Source organism: Segeticoccus rhizosphaerae (assembly GCF_009192725.1).
In the GTDB taxonomy this organism is placed as follows: Bacteria; Actinomycetota; Actinomycetes; order Actinomycetales; family Dermatophilaceae; genus Segeticoccus; species Segeticoccus rhizosphaerae.
The window spans coordinates 1-673 of sequence record NZ_VOHR01000681.1 but is presented as its reverse complement, the minus strand read 5'-3'; the positions used below and the strand labels follow the sequence as shown (position 1 = coordinate 673).

Here is a 673-nt window from a genome sequence, read left to right as displayed (position 1 = left end):
CGTCGTCGACCTGCACCAGCCGGGAGGCGCCGTCGTGCGCGGCACGGCGACCGGCGTCGACGACCAGGGGCGGCTGGTCGTCGACGAGCCCCGCGGCCGTCGCCCGTACGCCGCGGGAGACGTCGTGCACGTGCGTGCCGCCCAGCCGGGGCAGTGAGGCAATGAAGGGGTGAGGTGATGAGTGGCGGCGAGGAGCGTGAGGGACACGGCATGATCGATCCCGTGCCCGATCCCCACACCGAACCCGTGCCCGGCCCCGGCGCCGACCCTGTGCCCGGCCCCGAGGCCGAACCCGAGGACGCGTTCCGACCAGGGCTCGACGACCTCGAGGCCCAGCTGCTGGGAGAGCCGCGGAGCATGCGCCGGAGGCAGGTCAGCGCCGGCGCCGGCATCTCGCTGCTGTCGGCGCGCCGGTTCTGGCATGCGTTGGGCTTCCCCAACGTCCAGGACGAGGACATGGTCTTCACCGACGCCGACCTGGCCGCGCTGCGGGCCGTGGTCACACTCGTGCGTGACGGCACCTTCGACCAGGACACCGCGCTGGCGATGACGCGGGCGATGGGCCGGACGGCCGACCGGCTCGCGATCTGGCAGGCCCAGCTGATGGCCGAGGTGCTGGAGCACGAGCCGCCCGAGCCGGTCGAGCGCAGACCGGGCGAGCCCAGTCGCGGCG

The 673-nt window shown here is 74.3% G+C and carries 1 protein-coding gene and 1 pseudogene; both read left to right on the top strand.

The features are described from left to right. The first annotated feature begins 34 nt into the window (after nt 1-34). Nucleotides 35-157 carry a hypothetical protein gene (locus FRW57_RS22460; protein WP_238999554.1) on the top strand — a complete coding sequence of 41 codons (123 nt, stop codon included), beginning with the start codon at nt 35-37 and terminating at the stop codon, nt 155-157. A 20-nt stretch (nt 158-177) separates the two neighbouring features. Next, nucleotides 178-673 (top strand): annotated as a pseudogene (locus FRW57_RS22455) (adenylate/guanylate cyclase domain-containing protein); the annotation flags it as partial.